General features: G+C 64.6%; 7 protein-coding genes and 2 pseudogenes. All 9 read right to left on the reverse strand.

From position 1 onward, the window contains the following. Positions 1 to 155 precede the first annotated feature (155 nt). A complete protein-coding gene (locus ACCQ03_RS06635) occupies positions 156 to 2,417 on the reverse strand; it encodes a methyl-accepting chemotaxis protein (protein ID WP_057660003.1) in 2,262 nt (753 codons plus the stop codon). A gap of 583 nt (positions 2,418 to 3,000) precedes the next feature. Next, complete coding sequence (locus ACCQ03_RS06640; protein ID WP_209227391.1) at positions 3,001 to 5,475, reverse strand: methyl-accepting chemotaxis protein; 2,475 nt, start codon at positions 5,473 to 5,475, stop codon at positions 3,001 to 3,003. 107 nt (positions 5,476 to 5,582) lie between these two features. Continuing rightward, a pseudogene (locus ACCQ03_RS06645) lies at positions 5,583 to 7,824 on the reverse strand (methyl-accepting chemotaxis protein). Between the two features lie 193 nt (positions 7,825 to 8,017). Further along, a pseudogene (locus ACCQ03_RS06650) lies at positions 8,018 to 8,322 on the reverse strand (hypothetical protein). Positions 8,323 to 8,478: 156 nt separating this feature from the next. Further along, positions 8,479 to 10,590, reverse strand: coding sequence for a methyl-accepting chemotaxis protein (locus tag ACCQ03_RS06655; RefSeq protein WP_057687144.1), 2,112 nt, complete (start codon positions 10,588 to 10,590; stop codon positions 8,479 to 8,481). A gap of 578 nt (positions 10,591 to 11,168) precedes the next feature. After that, the gene (locus ACCQ03_RS06660) at positions 11,169 to 13,427 is read right to left on the reverse strand and encodes a methyl-accepting chemotaxis protein (RefSeq protein WP_209227392.1); all 2,259 of its coding nucleotides are present in this window, start codon (positions 13,425 to 13,427) and stop codon (positions 11,169 to 11,171) included. A gap of 502 nt (positions 13,428 to 13,929) precedes the next feature. After that, complete coding sequence (locus ACCQ03_RS06665) at positions 13,930 to 16,188, reverse strand: methyl-accepting chemotaxis protein (RefSeq protein ID WP_209227393.1); 2,259 nt, start codon at positions 16,186 to 16,188, stop codon at positions 13,930 to 13,932. Between the two features lie 220 nt (positions 16,189 to 16,408). After that, positions 16,409 to 18,781, reverse strand: a complete 2,373-nt coding sequence (locus tag ACCQ03_RS06670; protein WP_057687141.1) for a methyl-accepting chemotaxis protein — start codon at positions 18,779 to 18,781, stop codon at positions 16,409 to 16,411. Positions 18,782 to 18,794: 13 nt separating this feature from the next. Continuing rightward, positions 18,795 to 19,556 (reverse strand): transporter, encoded by a 762-nt coding sequence (locus tag ACCQ03_RS06675; protein WP_057677815.1) that lies wholly within the window; start codon positions 19,554 to 19,556, stop codon positions 18,795 to 18,797. Between the last annotated feature and the right edge of the window lie 237 nt (positions 19,557 to 19,793).

Here is a 19,793-nt window from a genome sequence, read left to right on the forward strand (position 1 = left end):
AGATCCATTGCGCCCACTTTGCGTGTCGGCAAAGCAGCGTTATCGGCGCTGCCTGCAATCGATCGCGTGAGCCCTGACGCTTGATACAGCTGGTCTCGGCAATCGGCACGGCAGTCGTTCGCAACCGACTGCCGTGCGTGAGGCTGCCCTTGCGATCAGAACTCCTGCCAATCGCCCAGCTCTGCGGCCGATGTGGCGTTGCCCGCAGGACTGCGACGTGGCGACGCGGCCGCCGGGGTGACGCGTGCTGCCGGGCGTGGTGCGAAGCGGGCATTGGCCGGGGCGCTGGCAATGGCCGACAACCGACGCGCCAACGGTGCATGCGCAGCCACCTTGAAGACCGCCACCGCTTCGGTCAGCTGCTGCGCCTGTTCTTCCATCGCGCGTGCGGCGGCGGTGGCTTCTTCCACCAATGCGGCGTTCTGCTGGGTGGTTTCGTCCATCTGGGTCACGGTCTGGTTGACCTGCTCGATGCCCGCATACTGCTCCTGCGAGGCCGAGGAGATCTCGCCCATGATGTTGGTGACGCGCTGCACGCTGGCGACGATCTCGGCCATGGTGGTGCCGGCCTGATCGACCAGGGTGGCCCCTTGCGTGACCTTTTCCACCGAGTCGTCGATCAGGTGCTTGATCTCCTTGGCAGCACCGGCCGAACGCTGCGCCAGCGTGCGCACCTCGGAGGCGACCACCGCAAAACCGCGGCCCTGTTCGCCGGCACGCGCTGCTTCCACTGCCGCGTTCAAGGCCAGGATATTGGTCTGGAACGCGATGCCGTCGATGACGCTGATGATCTCGGCGATCTTCCTGGACGAGCCCTGGATGTCGGACATGGTGGTGACCACCTTCGCCACCACATCGCCGCCTTGCGAGGCGACCGCAGCGGCGCCGATGGCGAGCTGGTTGGCCTGGCTGGCATGTTCGGCATTCTGCTTGACGGTGGAGGTCAGCTCTTCCATCGAGGCCGCGGTTTCTTCCAGGTTGGCGGCCTGCTGTTCGGTGCGCTGCGACAGATCCTGGTTACCGGAGGCGATTTCGCCCGAGGCCAGACCGATCGCATCGGCTGCGATCTGGATGCGGCCGACGATGCTGGCCAGTTGTTCGGCAGTGGCATTGGCGTCGTCACGCATCTGCGCGAACACGCCCTGGTATTGCCCGCTCATGCGCGCAGTGAGGTCGCCGGCAGCGATCGACTGCAACAAGCCCGAGAGCGATTGCAGGTTGCCGTCTGCGGTGGCCATCAAGGTGTTGAGGCTTTCCACCATGATGCGGAAATCGAACTGGAACTGCTCGGCATTGCCGCGCGCGGTGAAGTCGCCATTGGCCGCAGCCTGCGCCAGCTGCTTGATCTCGGTGTTCATGGTCGACAGGTTGTGCTTGACCTGGTTCATCGCCGCGGTAATGGCCGCCTTCTCGCCGGGCAACTGCTGCATATCTTCGGAAAGGTCGCCGATGGCATAACGCTCGATCAGGTGGATGGTCTGCATCTTCACCTTGATGTGCGCGGCCACCAGCTCGTTGGTGTCATTGGCCATGCGCCCGAAATCGCCGGGGAATGCGCCGGCATCCATGCGGAAGCTGATCTGGCCTTCTTCATGGCGCTTGGCCATGCCCAGCTGTGCGGAAATCAGGTTGCGCAGCTGGCCCTGCATGCCGTCCATGGCGTGCAACAGGCGGCCGGTTTCGTCGTTGGAGTGCGTGCTGACGTCGTTGTCCAACTTGCCTTGGGCAATGGCTTCGGCGGCGCGGGTGGCGCGCGTCAGCGGAACCACCAGGCTGCGGGTGATCAGCCATGCGAGCACGCTGCTGATGAGCACCACCGCCAGGCCGCCACCGATCAACATGGCACGGCCGCGGGCCATCGCCGTGGTAGCCAGCGCATTGGCTTCCTGGGCGCGCTGGCGCTGCAGCGCCGAATATTCCAGCAGTTTGTCCTGCCATGCCTGCGTGGCCGGTGCGGCACGCTGCAACAGCAAGGGCAGGGCTTGGTCCGACTTGCCGGCAAGACCCAGGTCGATCACCCGTTGGTTGAGCGCGCGGGCCGCCTTGTTGTTCGCGTCGATGCTTTCACGCAGCGCCTGGGCCGCAGGCGTTGCCGAGAAGGTGTAGAGCTTGTCGCGTGCTTCCTTGTAGATGCTGCGCTGCTCTTCGATGATCGCGGCGAAGCGGCGATTTTCCGCATCGCTGGTCGGCAGCACGATATTGCGCAACTGCACGGCAATTACCGACACCGCGTTGTTCATTTCCTGCAGCCGCTGGACGATCACCATGTTGCGGTTGGTGAGCGTATCCAGGGTCTGGCGGGCCTGCGCCAGTGTGTACAGGCCAGCGACGACCAGCGCGCAGGACAGCAGGATCAGCGTGCCGAAGGCAAAGCCCAGGCGCTTGCCGACGTTGTAGCGTTGAAGAAGAGCAGTCATGTTGGGATCTCGAGAGCGATGGGCAGGAAAGGGGCAGTGCGCTAGGCGGCGAGGCGTACGGAGTGCGCGGATGGCGCCGAAGCGGGCGCGCGTCGAGCCGATCCATCGAGCGTTGCGACATCCAAGGTCGCAACGCCAGCGATTGCAGGGCAGGTACGCGTGCTTGAGGTTGGTAACGGCGCGCTGGCAGTGCTGCTGAACTCGCTAGGCCCCACGCGTATGGTTCGGCGTCACCGAGGTGAGCCTGGTGTGCACAACCGCCTGGAAATGCCTGTCAGCAGGGGCATCCCGATGGCTCGGGAAGATCGCGTCTTCACTTCCTGCTCACGGTCCTGACAGCCGCTCAGGCACTTGGATACAGGACGGATGGCTTGGCGTGTAGTTGCATGTGCGCCATCGCGCAGGGCCGATCGATGCCGGCGCATTCGCAGGAGAGCTGCTGGTGGCACTGGGCCAAACGCGTGCGCGTTGGTGATGTGCAAACGCTACGCCGTTGCCTGACAGATGCAGGCAGCGGGGACTGATCAGGTGGGACGCGGGCGTGCGCGCAGCGTCCCAGGCAGACCTGCCGCCAGGCGTTGCCTCAGGCGGCGTGGCCCAGGCGGCTGCGCGCAGGCTCGGCCTGCAACTGGAACACCGAAACGGCATCGCGCAATTGCTGCGCCTGCTCTTCCATCGAACGGGCGGCGGCGGTGGCTTCTTCCACCAGCGCGGCGTTCTGCTGGGTGGCCTGATCCATCTGCGCGACGGTCTGGCCAACCTGTTCGATGCCTTGCGACTGCTGCTGCGAGGCCTCGCTGATCTCATGCATGATGGTGGTGACGTTCTGCACCGAATCGACGATGTCCTGCATGGTGCGACCGGCCTGGCCCACCAACTGGCTGCCGTGTTCGACCCGGCTGACCGAATCCTCGATCAGTTGCTTGATCTCCTTTGCCGCACCGGCCGAGCGTTGCGCCAGCGTGCGCACTTCACTGGCCACCATGGCAAAACCACGGCCTTGTTCGCCGGCACGTGCCGCTTCCACCGCTGCGTTCAGGGCCAGGATATTGGTCTGGAAGGCGATGCCGTCGATGACGCTGATGATGTCGGCAATCTTCTTGGATGCGGCCTGGATGCCGGCCATGGTGCCCACGACCTCACCCACCACCGCACCGCCTTGCGAGGCGACCGTGGCCGCACCGACCACCAGCTGGTTTGCGCGGCGCGCATGCTCGGCGTTGTTGCGCACGGTGGAGGTGAGTTCTTCCATCGAGGCAGCGGTTTCTTCCAGATTGGCCGCTTGCTGTTCGGTGCGCTGCGACAGATCCTGATTGCCGGTGGCAATTTCGCTGGCGGCGTCGTTGATGGCATTGGTGGACTGCTGGATGCGCCCGACGATATTGGCCAGCTGGGTCACGGTGGTATTGGCATCGTCGCGCATGCGCGCGAACACGCCATGGAAGTCGCCGTGCATGCGGGCGGTCAGGTCGCCCGCCGCGATGGCCTGCAGGACCGTCGAGAGCGCATGCAGGTTCGCATCGGCGGTGGCCATCAACTGATTGAGGCTGTCCACCATTGCGCGGAAATCGTACTGGAAGCGCTGTGCGTCGCCGCGTACGCTGAAATCGCCATTGGCGGCGGCCTGCGCAAGCAGCTTGATCTCGCTGTTCATCGCCGACAGGTTGGCCTTGACGGTATCCATGGTGTCGGTGAGCACGGCCTTTTCGCCAGGCAGGCGCTCCATGTCCTGGCTCAGGTCGCCGATGGCGTAGCGCGACATGATCTGCGCAAGTTTCATCTTGACCGCAATGTGCGAGCCCACCAGCGCGTTGGTGTCGTGCACCATGGTGGCGTAGGCACCGGGGAAACTGTCTGCCTGCATGCGGTAGCTGATCTGGCCGGCATCGTGGCGCTGCGCCATTTCGCTTTGCGCGCTGAGCACGCGCTGCAGTTGCCCCTGCATCTGGCGCATGGTGTCGAGCAATTGACCGGTTTCGTCGCGGCCGGCGGCACTGACCTGATCGTCCAGCCGACCCTGCGCGATATTGGCGGCCACCGTCGCGGCGCGGCGCACATTGCGCGTCAGGCGCGACAAGGTGTACCAGCACAGCGCGGCGATCAGCAGCGCCAGCACCGACAGGCCGGCGATCGCTTGCCACATCGCGTTGCGTGCGTCGACCAGGTGACGTTCGGATTGCCGCTGCAGCGCCTGCAGCGAGACATTGCTGAGGTCCCGCATGGTCTGGCCCAGCGCATCGAGCGCGGCATTCCACTGGGCGTCCGCCTTGGCATCGCTGCCGTCCAAGGCGGACCCCAGTGCGGCCAGTGCGGCGCTTGCCTGGGTGGCTTCGGCCTTGGCGGCATCGGCCAGCGCGGGGTCGGGCTGTTCCAACAAGCCCATCGCCTTGTCCAGCTCATGGCGGAAACGCACATGGTTTCGGGCAAGCTGATCGAGCTGCTCGCGCAGCATGGCGCGGCTGTCGCCCGCCTGCGAGGGATCGCTGGCGGCGTCCAGACGGGTCAGCGATTCGGTGGTCTCGGGGCTGTAGATCAGCGTGGACACCACCAGGTGATAGCTTTCGATGTACGGGGTGTAGACCAGCTGGCTGTCGTCGCGCAATGCATCGAGCGCGGCAAAGGCCTGTTCGCTCACGGCGGCGTAGCCCTGCGCCGCGGCACCTGCAACGTGGCGCTGCTGCAGGGCCAGCAATTGCTTCTGGCTGCGTTCGAAGCCGGGAAGATTGGCCGTGGTGGCGAGCAGTTGGGTGAGATCGCGCTCGGCGCGCTGCGCGGCGTCTTTGGCGGCGCTGCCGCTATCGACGTGGGCTGCGTGCAGGTCGGTGATCAGGCCCAGCATTTGGCCAAGCGGCGCATAGCTGCGCAATTCATTGCTGCTGATGGCGACGCTTTCGTTGAGCTTGCCGCGATAGAGCAGCACCGGAATGACCAGCCCCACCAACGCAAGCACGCCGATGATGCCGAGTTTCCTGGCGATGGCCAGGTCGTCCCAACGGCTGGTCCAGCGGCGTGGCGAAGCTGGAACGGTCTGCGACGACAGCGTGGGTGAGGTGGTCATTGATGCGTCTCATGGATGTAAGCAGGCTATCGGCTAACGACGTGTACGCCTTTAGCGGGTCGGCAGCGCTGCCGACCAGTCCGGTTCAGTCAGGGCTGGCGACCTGTTCAGAGCTCTTGCCAGCTACTGTCGTTGCCGGGCGCAGCGACCACGGCGCGCAGCTTGGCGGCAGGAGCGCGGCCGGCTGCCGTCGCCTTGGCCGCAAGCGCCGGCGTTGCTGCCGGGCGTGGTGATGCTGCACGCGATGCGTCGTTGCTGTCGGTCTTGAAGACCGCCACTGCCTCGGTCAATCCGAGCGCCTGTTCTTCCAGTGCACGGGCGGCGGCGGTGGCTTCTTCCACCAGCGCGGCGTTCTGCTGGGTGGTTTCGTCCATCTGGGTGACGGTCTGGTTGACCTGCTCGATGCCGGCCGACTGCTCCTGCGAGGCCGCGGAGATCTCGCCCATGATGTCGGTGACGCGCTGCACGCTGGACACGATTTCGGCCATGGTGGTGCCGGCGCTGTGCACCAGCAGCGAGCCTTCGGCCACCCGTTGCACCGAATCGTCGATCAGGCTCTTGATCTCCTTGGCCGCTGCGGTGGAGCGCTGCGCAAGCGTACGCACTTCGCTGGCCACCACGGCAAAGCCGCGGCCTTGTTCGCCGGCGCGCGCCGCTTCCACCGCGGCGTTGAGTGCCAGGATGTTGGTCTGGAACGAGATGCCATCGATGACGCTGATGATGTCGGCGATCTTCTTGGACGAAGACTCGATCCCGCTCATGGTCTCGACCACCTTGCTGGCAATCTCGCCGCCTTGCGAAGCGACGCGGGCGGCGCCGATGGCGAGCTGGTTGGCCTGGCGTGCGCTTTCGGCGTTCTGCTTGACGGTGGAGGTGAGCTCTTCCATCGAGGCCGCGGTCTCTTCCAGGTTGGCGGCCTGTTGTTCGGTGCGCTGCGACAGATCCTGGTTGCCGGCGGCGATTTCGCCGGTGGCCGCGCCGATGTTGCCGGCCGCGCCCTGGATCCGCAGCACGATGTGCGTGAGCTGTTCGGTGGTGGCGTTGGCGTCGTCGCGCATCTTGGCGAACACACCGTGGAAGTTGCCGTGCATGCGGGCGGTGAGATCGCCGGCGGCGATGGACTGCAACAGCGCCGACAAGGTGCCCAGGCTGGCGTCGCTGACCTCCATCATCGCGTTCAGGTCCTGCACCATGCGCAGGAAATCGTGCTCGAACCGCTGCGCATCGCCGCGTGCGCTGAAGTCGCCGGCAGCCGCCGCGCTGGCCAGGCGCTTGATCTCGGTATTGATCGCCAGCAGGCTGGCTTTGGCCGCATCCATCGATTCGTGCAGCACCGCGCGGCTGCCCGGCAGGCGCCGTGCATCGCGGCGCAGATCGCCGCGGGCGTATTCGTTGAGCACTTCGATGGCATCGACGATGGCGTCCAGGTGCTCGAACATCATGGTGTTGATGCCCTTGCTCAAGTCGCCGTACACGCCGGGGAAGTCCTGCGGCATGCGGTGGCCGATGTCCTTGTCGGCGTGCAGCTCGATCATCCGCGTGGTTTCGCTGGAGAAACGTTGCAACTGCGTCTGCATCTTGGCCATGGCGCTGAGCAGCCGGCCGGGGCTCGTCGGTGGCGGTGGTGTGCACATCGCTGTCCAGGCGGCCCTCGGCGATGGCCTCGGCGGCACGGGTGGCGCGGTTCAAGGGCTGGGTCAGGCTGCGGGTGATCAGCCAGGCCAGCAGGCCGCTGATCACGATGACCGCAATGCCGCCGGCGATCAGCAATGACCGGCCACGCTCCATTGCGGCGTTGGCATCGGCATAGGCCGCCGCGCCGCGGCTGCGCTGGCGCGCGGCATACGCATTGAGCGCGTCCTGCCACTGCTGGTTTGCCGGCGCGGCCCGCTGCATCAGTGCCTTGAGCGCCTCGTCGGGCTTGTAGTTCATGCCCAGGTCCAACACCTGCTGATTGGCGACACGCGCTTCTTCGCGGGCAAGATCGATCTGCCGACGCATTGCTGCGCCATTGGCGTCGGACGGCGGAATGGCGTACAGCTTGTCGTGGATGTCGCTGTAGTACTGCCGCTGCTGCTCGACGATCTTTGCGAAGCCGATGTTCTCTTCCTGCGTGGTCGGCAGCACGATGTTGCGTAGGTTGATTGCAATGTCCGCACTGGCGCTGCGCATCTCGCCGACATATTCCAGGATCGTCATGTTGCGTTTGACGATCGACTCCATGCGCCCGCGCGCTTGCGCCAGGGTCATCAGGCCAGCGGCCACCAGGCCGCAGGAGAGCAGGATCAGAAAGCCGAATGCGGCCGAAAGGCGGGTGCCGACGTTATAGCGTTGGAGAAAGCCGATCATGAAACATACCTGCCGGGAAGGAGGAGAAGGAGGCGGTTCGAGGCAACGGCGGCGGCCTCACGATCACGGTCGGCATCCGCTGCAAGCTAGGACGGCTGCATGACGCCCGGCGCTGGCACTGGTAGCCCGCGTCGGCTCCGTCCCGATTGCAGGGCAGGTAGCGGCGACCCGGTCGTATACTTGAGCTCGCTATTTAGCGTTTGTTATAGCTGGCATCATTCACGGAAGCGGGCAGCGACGTTTGCCGATGCAAGGCCATGCCGGGTGAGGTGCCGCGGCGATGAACGCGCGTGCGCAGGGAAGGGCGCCCGACGTGCATGCCGGTCGTGGCGCCAGTGCCGGCACGCGGCTGGCGTTCCAGTTGGTCTTTGCGAAGCGACCGATCAGACAGGGGGCAGGTGAGCCGATGCGTGCCGGCGGGATCGGCTGCGGCCGAGTGTCGCCTTGGCGGTTCGAGTTGGAAGTCGACGCCAGCCAGGGCGCAGCGGTCTGGCCCATCGCCAGCGGGGCCGCCAATGCAATGAGGGCCCGAGCTCGCGCATGCGGGTTGCATGTGCTGGCTCGGGCCCTGCGTGTTGCAACGACTGATGTATGGAGCGGTTGCCTGGCGCACTGGCGTCGGTGTGCATTCCCACCGACGCCAGTGCGTGCCGGTCAGAACTCCTGCCAGCTGGTCTCGACGGTCGTCGATGCCGCAACCGCGCGCGGCTTGGCGGCAGCGGTACCGCCGATCGAGGTCAGCTTGGCGCGCACAGCCGGCGCCGCCTTGGCGAGTGATGCCGTGCGGGCAGTGCTGGTGGTGCCTTGCTCGGTCTTGAACACCGCCACGGCTTCGGTCAACCCAACCGCCTGTTCTTCCAGCGAGCGCGCGGCGGCAGTGGCTTCTTCCACCAGCGCGGCGTTCTGTTGGGTGGTTTCGTCCATCTGGGTGACGGTCTGGTTGACCTGTTCGATCCCGGCCGACTGTTCCTGCGAGGCCGCGGAAATCTCGCCCATGATGTCGGTGACCCGCTGCACGCTGGTCACCAGCTCGCCCATGGTCTTGCCAGCGGTGTTGACCAGCACCGAACCGGCGGCCACTCGTTCGACCGAGTCGGCAATCAGGTCCTTGATCTCCTTGGCGGCGCCGGAAGAGCGCTGGGCCAACGTACGCACTTCAGACGCCACCACGGCGAAGCCGCGGCCCTGCTCGCCGGCACGTGCCGCTTCCACCGCCGCGTTCAAGGCCAGGATATTGGTCTGGAAGGCGATGCCGTCGATGACGGAGATGATGTCGGCGATCTTCTTGGACGAAGCTTCGATCCCGGCCATGGTCTCGACCACCTGGCCGACAATCTCGCCGCCCTGGGTGGCCACGCCGGCCGCGCCGATGGCGAGCTGGTTGGCCTGGCGTGCGCTTTCGGCGTTCTGCTTGACGGTGGAGGTGAGCTCTTCCATCGAAGCGGCAGTTTCCTCCAGGCTGGCGGCCTGCTGTTCGGTGCGCTGCGACAGGTCGCTGTTGCCGGCAGCGATCTCGCTGGCGGCACCCTTGATCGAGATGGCCGATGCCTTGATGCCGGTGACGATCTCGGCCAGCTGCACGGCGGTGGCATTGGCATCGTCGCGCATCTGCGCGAACACGCCGTGGAACTCGCCGCTCATGCGGGCGGTGAGATCGCCGGCCGCGATCGCCTGCAACAGGCCCGAAAGCGACTGCAGGTTGCCGTCGGCGGTGGCCATGAGGGTATTGAGGCTTTCCACCATCACCCGGAAGTCGTGCTGGAAGTTGTCGGCATCGCCGCGGGCGCTGAAGTCGCCATTGGCCGCGCATTGGGAAAGATGCTTGATGGCGTGATTGACCGAAGACAGGTTGCCCTTGACCTTGGCCATGGTGTCGCTGAGCACGGCCTTGTCGCCGGGCAGCGCTTCCATGTCTTCGCGCAGGTCGCCGATCGCGTATTGGCCCATGATCTGCGCCAAGCGCATCATCACGGCCACATGCGAGGCGGCCAGGTCGTTGTTGCCGCGCACGATGGTGGCGTAGTCGCCAGGAAACGCTGCCTCGTCCAGGCGGAAGTTCAGCTCGCCCTGATCGTGCCGGCGCTTCATTTCCTGCTGGCCATGCAAGACCTTCTGCAACTGCTGCTGCATCTTGCTCATGCTGGCGAGCAGACGGCCGGTCTCGTCGGTGCCGCTGCCGTCCACGCTGATCGACAGATTGCCAGCCGCGATGGAATCGGCCACCTGCGAAGCGGTGCCGAGGCGGTTGATCAGGCGACGACGGATCAACCCGCCGCTGACCAGCGCCACCAGCACGGCGATGCCGCTGCCGACAATCATCGACCAACGGCTGCGGGCCTTTGCGGCGGCCAATGTCGCGCTGCGCTTGACCAGCAACTGGTTTTCCTGCGCTTCGAAGTCGGCCAGGTGCTGGCGGATCTGCCCCATCGCCACGCGTTCATGGCCGGCCTTGAACTGCGTGAGCAAGGCGGACAGATCGGTGTCGCTGGTTTTGCCGCGCAGCGCGATCAGATTGTCCTCAAAGCCCATGAACTGCTCGTATGACGCATGCAGGCGCTGCAGGCGTTCCTGCTGCACCGGATTGTCGGCGGTCAACGTCTTGGCGTTGGTGAATTCCTGTTCGAACTGCGCCTTGCCCTTGTTGTAGGGGGTGAGATGCGTTTCCTGCCCGGACAGCAGAAAGCCGCGCGCGCCCGTCTCGATATTGACCGTGGCAATGGACATGGCGCGGCCGGTGCCGATCACTTGGTAGGTGTGGTCGTTCATGGCCACCGCGTCCGACAGCTGGGACTGCCCATGAAGCCCTACTGCTGCGACGATCAAGAGCACAAGAACGACTGTGCCAAAGCCCAGTGCCAGTTGTGTCGAAAGACTTAGCTGTTTCATCGAATGTGCCTTGAGCTGTTAACAATCTGAGTAGTGGGAGCCACCCGTTCGGCCCCCCGTGATCGGCCGTGCGTTGGCGCGGTGCAGTGAGGCGTTTTGGCGCTCGCATGGGTGCCTCGTTGCTGACATAGCTAGCGGCGCAACCACGCTCGACCGAAGGGTTTCGTCACACACTCATCACGCAATTTCGATGGCGTTTATGTTCAAAAAAACCGGGCTCTACCGATGTGGGCTGCTGGTGAGGGCAGCACCGTCCGATAAGGCGCATGCAACGCCGGGGCAGGGTGTCAGTGCAGGCTCCGCCAGAGGCGGTTGAGCGCGTGCGCAAGACCGATGCCGTCATGCTGCAGCGACCCGCGCGGTGCCCTGGCGATGCGCCTGGTGCCGGCAGCACTGCACATAAAAAAAACACCGCGCTCGTTGCGAGCGCGGTGTCTAGTGCGGTTCCTGGGCCGGTCCTAGAATTCGGCCCAATTGGACGCGTCGGCTGCGACCGACACGGCAGCGGGGCGCGCCGTCGGGCGTGCGACAGGCGGCTTGATCGCAGGCTTGCTGGCCGCAACCGGACGCTTGGCGGCAATCTGGCGCACCGCCGGTGCGGTGCGGGTGACCGTTTCCATGTCGGCCGACAGCCGGAACAGCGCCACCGCTTCGGTCAGTTGCTGGGCTTGTTCTTCCATCGCGCGTGCGGCGGCGGTGGCTTCTTCCACCAGCGCAGCGTTCTGCTGGGTGGTTTCGTCCATGCTGGTCACGGTCTGGTTGACCTGCTCGATCCCGGCAGACTGCTCCTGCGAGGCCGCAGAGATCTCGCCCATGATGTCGGTGACGCGCTGCACGCTGGCCACGATCTCGCCCATGGTGGTGCCGGCGCTGTGCACCAGCACCGAGCCTTCGGCCACCCGCTGCACGGAGTCGTCGATCAGGTCCTTGATCTCCTTTGCTGCGCCGGAGGAACGTTGCGCCAACGTGCGCACTTCCGAAGCCACGACCGCAAAGCCGCGGCCCTGTTCGCCGGCGCGTGCGGCTTCCACTGCCGCGTTCAAGGCCAGGATATTGGTCTGGAACGCGATGCCGTCGATGACGGAGATGATGTCGGCGATCTTCTTGGACGAGGCTTCGATCCCGCTCATGGTGCCGACCACCTTGCTGACGATCTCGCCGCCCTGTGAGGCGACGCTGGCCGCGCCGATGGCGAGCTGGTTGGCCTGGCGTGCGCTTTCGGCGTTCTGCTTGACGGTGGAGGTGAGCTCTTCCATCGAGGCCGCGGTTTCTTCCAGGTTGGCGGCCTGCTGTTCGGTGCGCTGCGACAGGTCTTGATTGCCGGCGGCGATTTCGCTTGCCGCGCCCCTGATCGACGTGGCCGAGGCCTTGATGCCGCTGACGATTTCGGCCAGCTGGGTGGCGGTGGCATTGGCGTCGTCGCGCATCTGCGCAAACACGCCGTGGAACTCGCCGCTCATGCGGGCGGTAAGGTCGCCGGCAGCAATCGACTGCAACAAGCCAGAGAGCGATTGCAGGTTGCCGTCTGCGGTGGCCATCAAGGTGTTGAGGCTTTCCACCATCACGCGGAAGTCGTACTGGAAACGCTCGGCATCGCCGCGGGCGCTGAAGTCGCCATTGGCCGCCGATGTCGCCAGGTGCTTGATCTCGGTGTTCATCGCCGACAGATTGGATTTGACCTGTGCCATGGTGTCGGTGAGCACGGCCTTTTCGCCGGGCAGCTTGTCCATGTCTTCGCTGAGATCGCCGATGGCGTAGCGGCCCATGATCTGCGCAAGCTTCATCTTCACCGCGATATGCGATGCGACCAGATTGTTGGTATCGCTGACCATGCGGCCGTAGTCGCCCGGGAACGCCTCGGCATCGATGCGGTAGCTGATCTGGCCTTCATCGTGGCGACGGGCCATGTCGGTCTGCGCGCTGAGCAGGTTGCGCAACTGCTGTTGCATCTTGCTCATCGCCTTGAGCAGGCGCCCGGCTTCGTCGTTGAAATGGGTGTCGACGTCGTTATCCAGCTGGCCGCCGGCGATGGATTCTGCAGCGCAGGTGGCGCGGCGCAACGGCTGGGTCAGGCTACGGGTGATCAGCACGCCCAGGGCGCCGCTCAACAGCACGACCAGCAGCGAGCCGCCGATCAGCAGCTTGCGCGAGTCGTCCATCGACTTGAATGCCATAGCCGATGCATCGGCTGCCTGCTTTTCCTGCAGGGCAATGTTTTCGGCAATGCGGTCCTGCCAGACCTGCATGGCGGGCGCCGCCTTGTTCAGCAAAAAGGGAAGTGCTTCGTCGCTGTGACCGGTCATCACCAGATCCATGACCTTGTCATTGAAACCCTTGACTTCGGTGCGGCGCGCATCGATTTCTGCACGCAAGATCTTGCCTTGCTCCGAGGCCGGCATGGCATACAACGCCTCGCGCGCTTTGGTGTAGTCGGCACGCGCAGACTGGATCTTGGCGACGAACTGGCGATTCTCTTCATCGCTGGTCGGCAACACAAGATTGCGCAGTTGCGTCCCGATAATGAAATTGGCGTTCATCATGTCGTTGGACAGGCGGACCTTGGCCATGTTCTGGTTCACGATGCCGTCGACCAACGCGCGTGCCGAGGTCAATCCGCGATAACCGATCAAGGCGATCAGGCCCGACAGCACGATCAGAACAGCGAAGGCGGCCGCTAGCCGTGGGCCGACGTTGTAACGTTGAAGAAGTGAGGTCATGACAGGGTTCCTGGCAAGGGTTACGCGATGAAAGCAAGCGGTGCGGTAACGCCAGTCAGTCGCGGTCTGACGTCTCGCTATGCCCAGTAACGGCGCTTGAACGCAGCTGCTGAATACCTCGATATCAAAAAAAATATAACTCAATTTAGGCTCGTGAAATAAGCCATTGAATCATTAAATCGAGGTCATCTGGATATTTAATGGATAATGCGGGCGCTACCGTCAGTTTGTTTATACATTTATAAAATGTATACCGATAATCTGTTTGGTGCGTTGATGGGTTTATCTGGCCCTGCGACGCAATAAAAAAGCCGCGCTCCAGAGAGCGCGGCTTGCATTGGGGGGCACTATTCGGCGCAGGTGGCGCTCGAAGCGATGGCGAGTCCACCACCAGCAGGTGCCAGCCGCGGAAGGGCGATGCACCCGCAGTGCACATGGAGCACTTGCCATCCTGTGTAAAGGCCGCGCTCACCTGGCGGCGAGCGCGGCCGTCTTGCCGCTGTTAGAACTCGGACCAATCGGATTCATTGGACGGCGCCACTGCCACTGCGGCCCGGCCCGCCGGACGCGCAGCCTGCGGCTTGATGGCCGGCGTGCTGGCCGCAACCGGGCGCTTGGCGGCGATCTGGCGTACCACCGGCGTTGCGCGGGTGACCGCTTCCAGTTCGGCCGAGAGGCGGAACTGCGCCACCGCTTCGGTGAGCTGCTGCGCCTGCTCTTCCATCGAGCGTGCAGCGGCGGTGGCTTCTTCCACCAATGCGGCGTTCTGCTGGGTGGCCTCGTCCATGTGGGTGACGGTCTGGTTGACCTGCTCGATGCCGGCCGACTGTTCCTGCGATGCTGCGGAGATTTCGCTCATGATGTCGGTGACGCGCTGCACCGAAGAGACGATCTCGGCCATGGTGCTGCCGGCTTGATTCACCAGCGCCGAGCCTTCGGCCACCTTGCTCACCGAGTCGTCGATCAGCCCCTTGATCTCCTTCGCTGCACTGGCCGAGCGCTGCGCCAGCGTGCGTACTTCCGAGGCCACCACGGCAAAGCCACGGCCCTGCTCGCCGGCGCGCGCCGCTTCCACCGCGGCATTCAACGCCAGGATGTTGGTCTGGAAGGCGATGCCGTCGATGACGCTGATGATTTCGGCGATCTTCTTGGACGAGGTTTCGATGCCGGACATGGTGGTGACCACCTGGCCGACCACGTTGCCGCCGTGCGATGCCACGCCTGCTGCGCCGATGGCGAGCTGGTTGGCCTGACGCGCATGCTCGGCGTTCTGCTTGACGGTGGAGGTGAGCTCTTCCATCGAGGCCGCGGTTTCTTCCAGGTTGGCGGCCTGTTGTTCGGTGCGCTGCGACAGATCCTGGTTGCCGGCGGCAATCTCGCCGGCGGCCGTGTTGATGGCCAGGGTGGAGTGCTTGATGCGGCCCACGATGTCGGTCAGGCGCTGGGTGGTCGCGTTGGCGTCGTCGCGCAGCCGTGCGAATACACCGTGGAATTGCCCGTCCATGCGCGCGGTCAGGTCGCCATCGGCCACGGCGCCGAGCAGCTGCGACAGCTTGCCCAGGTTGCGGTCGCTGACTTCCATCATCGAGTTCAGATCCGACACCATCACGGCGAAGTCGTACTTGAAGCGCTGCGCATCGCCGCGCGCACTGAAGTCGCCGGAGGCCGCCGCCTGCGCCAGGTGCTTGATCTCGGTGTTGATCGACAACAAGCTGGCCTTGGCTGCGTCCATCGCCTCATGCAGCACCGCGCGGCTGGCCGGCAGGCGCCGCGCATCTTCGCTCAGGTCGCCCTGTGCATATTGATTGAGGATGCGCACCGCATCGACGATGGCGTCGAGATGCTCGAAGATCATCGTATTGATGCCGGTGGCAAGGTTGCCGTACACGCCGGGGAAATCTTCCGGCATGCGGTGGGTGATGTCTTCGGCGGCATGCAGGTGCGACATGCGCGCGGTTTCGTCGGAGAAACGGCGCAGCATCTGGGTCATGCCACCGGTGGCCTCCAGCATCTGGCCGATTTCGTCCTTGCTGGTCCTGCCGACCTGTACGCCCAGATCGCCGCGCGAAACCGCCTGGATGGCGCCTAGCGCCTTGGCAAGCGGGCTGGTGATGCTGCGTGCGATCAACCAACCGAAGGTCACCGACAAGGCCGCCATCAACAAGGTGCCGATCAGCAGCACCGCGCTGGTCAGCTTGAACGAGCTGGCGCTGGCAGTCACCATGTCGCCCAGCGCCTTGGACTGCTGTGCATACAGCTTGTCCACCGAGGCGAACAGTTCCTTGCGGATCTCGCCCGACTGCTTGCGCGAAAACTCCATCGCAGCGGCGCGGTCGGGCTCTGCATAGAGCTTGCGCAGCTGCTGGTTGGCCGCGAAATAGCGTGCGCTGGCATCGGTGAGCTTGGCGTACTCGGCCTTCAACGGCGATGCCGCATCGATCTTGGCGTCCAGCTGCTTCTGCGTGTCGGCGTACTTGGCCTGGATTTCATCCATGCGCTTGAAGAAATACGCGTAGCGCTCCGGGTCTTCCAGATTGAGGAACTGGCCCACTTCGTAGACACGGAACTCGCCGGCAAAACCGCGCAACTCGGACAGGCGGCTCAATACCGGCACCACGTCCTGGTTGATCAAGGTGGTTTCGCTCTGCATCTGCTTCATGCGCGAAAAACCCAAGCCGCCCAGTAATGCGGTGAGCACGGCACTCAGGCAGAAGGCAAACATCAGTTTGCGGCGGATTGGCCAGTCGTTGAACTTATTCATCACTTGCTCCGGAGCATTGCTTAGCGTCGTTATCCAGCAAGCTAACGGCCGAAACGCCAAGTTCTTTAGTTGTGAAGTATTAACAGGCAGGCAAACGCCGGCCCGTTAGGCCCTAACGCCGCAACGCTGGTCTTGCGGCGATGTTGCCCAGTTGCAGGACCGCCAAACAGCGCGATGCGTCACAGCGCCAGATCCGGCCGCCGTTGCGCACCGCCCTTGCTCAAAAATCCTGCCACTGGCTGTCGTTGCCGGCGGTGGCCGCGGGTGCGTTCACTGCCGGCTTGCGCGCGTTCAGCGAACGCGTACTGGGTTTGTGTGCCCGCGCAACTGCGACCACAGCGGGCTTTGTCGGCGCAGGCGTTGCAGTCTGCGACGGCGGCGCATCGGCCAGAGTAAAGCGCGACACTGCGTGCGCCAGCTGGCTGGCCTGGTCTTCCATGGTGCGCGCCGCGGCAGTGGCTTCTTCCACCAATGCGGCGTTCTGCTGGGTCGCCTCATCCATCTGGGTGATGGTGAGGTTGACCTGCTCGATGCCCGACGACTGTTCCTGCGAGGCGGCGGCGATCTCGCCCATGATGTCGGTGACGCGCTGCACGCTGGCGACGATATCGGCCATGGTGGTGCCGGCCTGATGCACCAGTTGCGAGCCCTCGGCGACCTTGCTCACCGAATCGTCGATCAAGTGTTTGATCTCTTTTGCGGCACCGGCCGAGCGCTGCGCCAGCGTGCGCACCTCGGAGGCCACCACGGCAAAACCGCGGCCCTGTTCGCCGGCACGCGCCGCTTCCACGGCGGCGTTGAGCGCCAGGATGTTGGTCTGGAACGCGATGCCGTCGATCACGCTGATGATCTCGGCGATCTTCTTCGATGAGACTTCGATGCCGGACATGGTGGTGACCACCTGCGCCACCACCGCGCCGCCCTGCGACGCCACGCCAGCGGCACCGATCGCCAGCTGGTTGGCCTGGCGTGCGCTCTCGGCATTCTGTTTGACGGTGGAGGTGAGCTCCTCCATCGAGGCGGCAGTCTCTTCCAGATTGGCCGCCTGTTGTTCGGTGCGCTGCGACAGGTCGTTGTTGCCGGCGGCGATTTCGCTGGAGGCAGTATGAATGCTGCCGGCGGCCTGCTGGATGCGCCCGATCACCAGCGCCAGCTGCTCGGCGGTGGTATTGGCGTCGTCGCGCATCGTGGCGAAAACGCCATGGAACTGGCCCTGCATGCGCGCACTCAGGTCGCCGTCGGCCAGTGCGCTGAGCAGGCGCGACACTTCGGCGATGCTGACCGCATTGGCATCGAGCAAGGCATTGAGCTGTTGCGCCAGTTGCAGGAAAAAGCCTTGTTTTCCGCTACTGTCGATGCGCTTGGAAAGATCGCCGGCAGCGGCGCTACGCAGCACGTCGGCAACGTCGATTTCCACGCGCGCCTCCGCCGTGCGGTCGCGCCACTCGCAGACAAAGCCCAGGTGCGCGCCGGCCTCGTCGCGAATTGCCGAAACGTTCTGTGCGATGCAGGTGGTGCGGTACTGCACCTCGCGTTGGGCAGCGCCCTGGCGGTCCAGACGCTGATAGATCTCCGCGTCCTGTGCGTTGCCCACCTCCAGCAGCGAGACCGGTTGGCCGACCAGGTTGGCGGTGCGCTTGAACGCGGGCGCGCAGGCCTGGATATCGTCTGCGTAGGTGTGCAGCAGGTTTTGCAGCGCACTATTGGTATAGATGATGGTGAGATCCGGGTCGGCGATGTACATGCCGGTGGATGCGTTATCCAGCGCGGTACGGATGCGCAGGTTTTCGGCCGCGATGCTGCGCTCGCGCTCAAGGCGCTCGCGCAGGTCGCGCTGCATGCGCGCCAGGGCGGCCATCAGGCTGCGCGAGTGCTTTGCGGCGACCGGAATCGGTTGATCCAGGCGGCCTTCGGCGATGTGCTGCGCAGCTGCCATGGCCAGCTGCGGCTCGCCGCCAAGCAGGCCGAACACCGAGCGCAGAATCCAGCCGGCCCCCAGCGCCAGGCACACGAACGCCAGCACCACGGCGCTACCTTGCTGCCACATCACCCGGTGGCTGTATTGCTCGGCCTGGCGGCGGCTGGCCTCGTTCAAGGCCAGGATGCGCTCGCTGATGGTGCCCATGCGGGTTTCGAGCTGGCTGAACTTGTCGTTGAAATCCGCGTAAGCCGCTGCGCTGTCCGCATGCGTTTCGGCAGCTTTCACCACCTGGTCGGCAGAGGCGATATAGGCCTGCAGCGCCGGCGTCACCGCATCCAGATCGCTGCGCAACGCAGCGGCCAGCGGCAGTTTGCGGTTGGCAGCCAGCGATTGGCGGAATTCGCCGGCATGTTCGCCCAGTGCGGTGCGTGCGGCTGCAACTGCCTTATCGTCTTTCGTGGAGGCAGCAAGCAACGCTGCGGTGACATCGCCGCGCAGGGCGTCGTGCATCATGTCCGCCTGCATGTGGTTGCGCAGCGCATCGGAGGAAATGACCTGTGCGGCGATCGCATCGAGCAGGCCGCGTTGGCCGTTATAGCCCACGCCACCCAGGGCGAGCAGCGCCAAAGCGGCCACCAGCACCAGGACGCCCAGCATATGCATGATCTTCATGGTGCAACCCGTGTCAGAAGCGGAAAGACAGGCCCACGCCGAGCGCGTGATCCGGTGAGCGGTCGTTGAGTCCGCGGCTGTAGACCGCGTCCAGTTGGACGTCGTTGCTCAGCAGCCAGGCCGAGCCGACATCGAGCAGGGCGACAGTGCCGCCATCGTCGCTCTTGGCGATCTGCGGCAACGCCACTTCGACGAACGAGCGCACGCGGTCATTCCAGGCCTTGCCAAGAACCGCGCCGAAGATGCCGGCGGTATATCGGTTGCCCTGGCCATCGTCGTCCCAGATCACGCCGGGCATCATGCCCGCGGAAATACTGTCGCTGAGCTCCCATTCGGCCACCAGGCGGAACGAGGGGCGTGCACCATGGCCGCGCAACGCCTGCGCGCCGCTGGGCAGGTCCACATGCAGCAACCAGGCCAGCGAGGTCTTGCCAGCGTCGGAGCTGGCCAGGTGATGCTTGATGCCAAGCGAGACGTCGGACATGCCGCTCACCTGCGCATCGCCGGGCAGGTCGATGCGCTGCCAGCCATCGGTTTCCAGCCGCAATTCCCAGGTCTGGCCCAGGCCGTAGCGCAGGAGCGTGGGTGTGGAATACGCATCCACCGCGTCATCGCGTTCCCACGCGACGCTGGTTTCCACCTGCACGCGGCGGTCGCCGACGGTGAGGCTGGATTCCACGAAATCCGGGCGGTCGGTCGCGATCGGGTCTTCGGCGCGGGCATGACCCATCGCACCCAACAGCACAAAACAGCTGGCGATAACAGACGGCTTCATGGCATCCCTTGCGTGGCAACGTGCGGAAACACATATCCGGATGCATGCGCTGGCTGCGTTGGCTGCCACAGCACGCATGGATTGCTGGACCGGCTGCTGCGGTGGGGCGCAGGCAGTCGATGTCATCCACACTAACGGCAACGCCGCATGATTCTTGATGCGCGTCGGACGAGCGGAAGGGGCAGGGCACGTACAGCGCGCCGATGACGCGCCGCGGTGGATGCAGCTGTGGAATGC

Origin of the sequence: Xanthomonas sp. NCPPB 3569 (genome assembly GCF_041475645.2) — a bacterium.
Classification (GTDB): domain Bacteria; phylum Pseudomonadota; class Gammaproteobacteria; order Xanthomonadales; family Xanthomonadaceae; genus Xanthomonas; species Xanthomonas phaseoli.